The sequence below is a fragment of the Phytoactinopolyspora endophytica genome, assembly GCF_004138495.1.
GTDB lineage: Bacteria > Actinomycetota > Actinomycetes > Jiangellales > Jiangellaceae > Phytoactinopolyspora > Phytoactinopolyspora endophytica.
Window position 1 is genome coordinate 60,800 of record NZ_ML142876.1, and the last position, 3,952, is coordinate 64,751.

Consider the following 3,952-nt stretch of genomic DNA (forward strand, 5'->3'; position numbering starts at 1 on the left):
GCCATCCCACCTGCCCGGAGAGCCAGTAGTGCGAATGGACCAGGTCATACCAGCCCGGCGCACGGGCCGCCTCGGCGCGCAACACTCCGGAAGCGAAGGTGCACAGCGAGGCGGTGAGTTCCTCCTTGGCCAGGTTCTCGTACGGGCCGGCCACCACATGCCGCACGGTCACGCCGGGGAACGCCTCGACCACCGGAGGAAGCTGCGAGGACGTGGCCCTGGTGAATATCTCCACCTCGACGTCGAGCCGGGCCAACTGCTTGGCCAGCTCCACCACATACACGTTGAGACCCCCGGCGTCACCACCACCGGGTTGGTCGAGAGGCGACGTATGCACGCTCAGCATCGCCACTCGCCGCGGGACGGATGAGTGCCTGGCCATACCTTCGACGACGCGTCTCGTCCCAGACACCCCTGAGTACTCCTTCCCGCCGCCGCTCTCACGTGTCCCGGCCACCGCAGTTGCCGGATGTATCTGCACGGCCCGACATCGCTCTCGTGGTCACCGCGTCGTGCCGGTGGATGTCGGCCCGCGATACATAACGCCCAGGCCGGACGTTCTCTTCCGGCTCCCGTTTGGGTGGACGCCACCGAGTCCACATCTCATCTTCACGAGATTGAGTTCGACTCGTGACGTGGTCTCTGGTTCAATCCATGCAACCTAACGGGCAGTATGTGCGTCATGTCAGATGGGGGCGGCGTTGATCGGACGCCGTGGCACGTATGGATATCGAGGGGTAGAGGTTCGTGATGCGCGGAAAGAAGCTGACTATCGGTGTCTCAGCGGTCCTGGTCGCGGCAGCCGTGGGTGTGGGAGGCGCCTACGGCATCAGCCAGCTCGGCGACGACGACGCGGCTGCGAGCACATCCGACTCCCGGATTCAGAGCACACCCTCTACCCCGGCCACGGATGTGCCGACCGAGACCCCGACCCCCGTCAGCGCATCGTCGGCCACGGTCACGCCGTCTCCCACCAGCACACCCGAGCCGACCGAGTCACCGACCCCCGAGGTGATGATGGCCCAAGGTGACAGCGGCGACGACGTCCGCGAACTACAGGCCAGACTGAAGCAGATCGAATGGTACGAGCCCGACATCACCGGCGAGTACGACGACGTCACCGTCGAGGCGGTCGCCGGTTTTCAGGCCAAGCGTGAGCTTGACGATACCGGTGAGCTCGACGAGCAGACGTGGGATGTCCTCATCGGGATGACCCAGCAGCCCACCGACGACGAGCTGCACAACCGCCCCGTCGCGGGCCCACCGATCCTCCAGTACGGAGACACCGGCGACGACGTCCGCGAACTGCAGGCCAGACTGAAGCAGATCGAGTGGTTCATTGGCGAGATCACACCCAACTACGGCGACGTGACCAAGGAATCGGTCGCAGGTTTCCAAGCCAAGCGCGGTCTGCCCGAGACTGGCGACGTCGACCAGGAGACGTGGGACACGCTCGTCGCCATGACCCAAGAACCCACGGACGACGAACTGCACAACCGCGACCCCGAAGAGGATGAAGAGGAAGACGAGGACGAAGACGAGGAGAACGATGGCGGCAACGCCGCCGGCCTGCCGTCGGAGTGCGCCACCGGACGCGTCCTCTGCATCGACAAGAGCACGCAGAGCCTCCGCTGGGCGATCGACGGTGAGGTTCACACGACGCTCGATGTGCGATTCGGGTCCGAGCTGACGCCGACGCGGGAAGGGGTCTTCTCGATCGGCTGGAAGTCCCGGGACCACGTCTCATCGCTCTACGACACTCCGATGCCGTATGCGATGTTCTTCAGCGGTGGGCAGGCTATCCACTACTCGCCGGACTTCGCGGCGAACGGCTACAACGGCGCCTCGCACGGATGTGTGAACGTCCGGGATGAGGGAACCATTGCTTCCCTGTTCGAGCAGGTCGAGGTGGGAGATAAGGTCGTCGTCTACTGGTCCTGAGGACGGCGCTGGAGGACCGTTCGCCGGAAAAGGGATGGGCGACGCCGAAAGCAGACGATAGAATGAGCCCGGTCCGTATCGGACTCGTTCAACCCGTTCTACTTCCTCACCGGAGACTGTTGTGCCCTCCCGCACCTCGCCCACCGGCCCGTCACATCAGCACCAGCCCTCAGATTCCCAGCGCTCTTCCAGCTCGCCGCAGAGCTCCGCTCCCTCAGGTCAGCAGGACCAGCAGGCCTCCGGGGCATCAAGCACGCCCGACGCCACCGTCGCCTCTGACGGCGCATCGGACACTGACAGCGCGTCAGATCCTCGACGCTCCGCAACAGGGGAGAACTCTGCCCCGAACGAACCCGGCGCCGCCAGCGCCGAGGGGACCCGATCGCCATCCGGGCTGCCGCCGGTTGACGACCCGGCCGTTCAGTACTCGTCGGGGACCCGGCCTCCACGCAACACACCCGGCGCGTTCCGACGGCTCGCGCCTTACCTGTTCCGACACAAGCGGACGCTGCTGGTCTCAATCCTGCTGGCGCTGCTGTGGGCGGGGACGGTGGCGGCCGTTCCGGTCACCCAGGGCAGGGTGATCGACAACGCCATCATCGCCGGCTCGGTACCGCTCGCGCCGCTGCTCGCGCTGCTCGCGTGCGTCGCCATCGCCCGTTTCCTGCTGTCCAGCGGCTGGCGCTACGTCGGCGGCAAGACGGCGTTCCGCATCCAGGACAACCTGCGCCACGACGTCTACGACACACTGCAGCGGCTGGACTTCACCGGCCATTCTCAGTTGCAGAGCGGTCAGCTGGTCTCCCGGATCAGTAGCGACCTGCACTTCGTGCACATGCTGCTGTCCTGGATCCCGCACGTGGCCGGTGCCCTGCTCTCGGCCACGCTCGCGGTCGTCATCATGTTCACGCTGTCGCCACCGGTGGCCGCGCTCGTCGTCGCGGTGATCGTCACCGTGTTCGCGGTCACCAACCGCCAGCGCCGCAAGGTCTACGCGGCCGGATGGGATGCGCAGCAGCGCGAGGCGGAGATGACCACCCGGGTGGAGGAGGCCGTCACCGGCGTCCGCGTGGTCCGCGCATTCGGACAGCAGCCGGCCGAGACGCACAGACTGCACGGTTCCCTGCTGGACATGTTCGGCGCCCGGGTCCGAGCCGTGCGGCTGCGGGCGCCGTTCATGGCGTCCCTGCAGGGTGCGCCGCTGGCCGGCCAGGTCCTGGTGCTGCTGGTGGGCGGCCTGCTTGTGCTGAACGGTCACCTCACCGTCGGCGTCTTCCTCGCCTGCACGGGATACCTCGCCGAACTGGTGGGTGTGGCCCGGGTCGCCGGCATGGTGCTGACCAACGCCCCGATGGCCCGCGCGGCGACGGAGCGGGTCGGTGAGCTGCTGGACCTGCGTCCGGAGATCACCGAGCCGCTGCGTCCGGTCGACGTGCAGCCGCATGGGGGCGGCGTCTCCTTCCGCGACGTCCGGTTCGCCTACGCCGACGGCGACGGCCACCAGGTGCTCAGCGGGTTCTCTCTCGAGGTCAAGCCCGGCGAGACCGTGGCTCTGGTCGGGCCTTCCGGCTGCGGCAAGTCCACCGCGCTCACCATGCTGCCCCGGTTCTTCGACGCCGACGCCGGCACCATCACCGTGGATGGCGTCGACGTCCGCCGCTGGTCGCTGCCCCAGCTGCGGGACCGGATCGGTGTGGTGTTCGAGAACAGTTTCTTGTTCTCCGACACCATCGGCGCCAACATCGCCTACGGCAGGCCCGACGCCACCGATGAGGATGTGCGGGCGGCCGCACGTGCGGCCGCGGCAGACGAGTTCATCGACGAGCTCTCCGAGGGCTACCAGACGATGGTCGGTGAGGAGGGGATCACGCTCTCCGGGGGCCAGCGGCAGCGAGTCGCGCTGGCCCGGGCGATCCTGGCCGATCCGGACATCCTCCTGCTCGACGACGCCACGTCGTCGGTGGACGTGAAGGTCGAGGAGCGCATCCATGGCAACCTGAAACCGTTCCTG

At 67.1% G+C, this 3,952-nt stretch carries 3 protein-coding genes and 1 pseudogene; 3 read left to right on the forward strand and 1 reads right to left on the reverse strand.

All coding sequences use genetic code 11. The features are described 5' to 3' along the window. The coding region (locus ELR45_RS41870) for a glycosyltransferase (protein WP_420813992.1) at positions 1-382 on the reverse strand (382 nt) is incomplete at its 3' end. Between the two features lie 635 nt (positions 383-1,017). Between ELR45_RS41870 and ELR45_RS43120 the strand changes: the two are divergent. The 3 genes and pseudogenes from ELR45_RS43120 to ELR45_RS36165 form a co-directional block, all read left to right on the forward strand. Next, positions 1,018-1,143, forward strand: a pseudogene (locus ELR45_RS43120) (peptidoglycan-binding domain-containing protein); the annotation flags it as partial. A 66-nt stretch (positions 1,144-1,209) separates the two neighbouring features. Continuing rightward, positions 1,210-1,941: a L,D-transpeptidase family protein gene (locus ELR45_RS43125; protein ID WP_420813993.1), complete on the forward strand. Its 732-nt coding sequence runs from the start codon at positions 1,210-1,212 to the stop codon at positions 1,939-1,941. Positions 1,942-2,062: 121 nt separating this feature from the next. Further along, on the forward strand, positions 2,063-3,952 hold a 1,890-nt coding region (locus tag ELR45_RS36165), incomplete at its 3' end, for an ABC transporter ATP-binding protein (protein ID WP_165368302.1).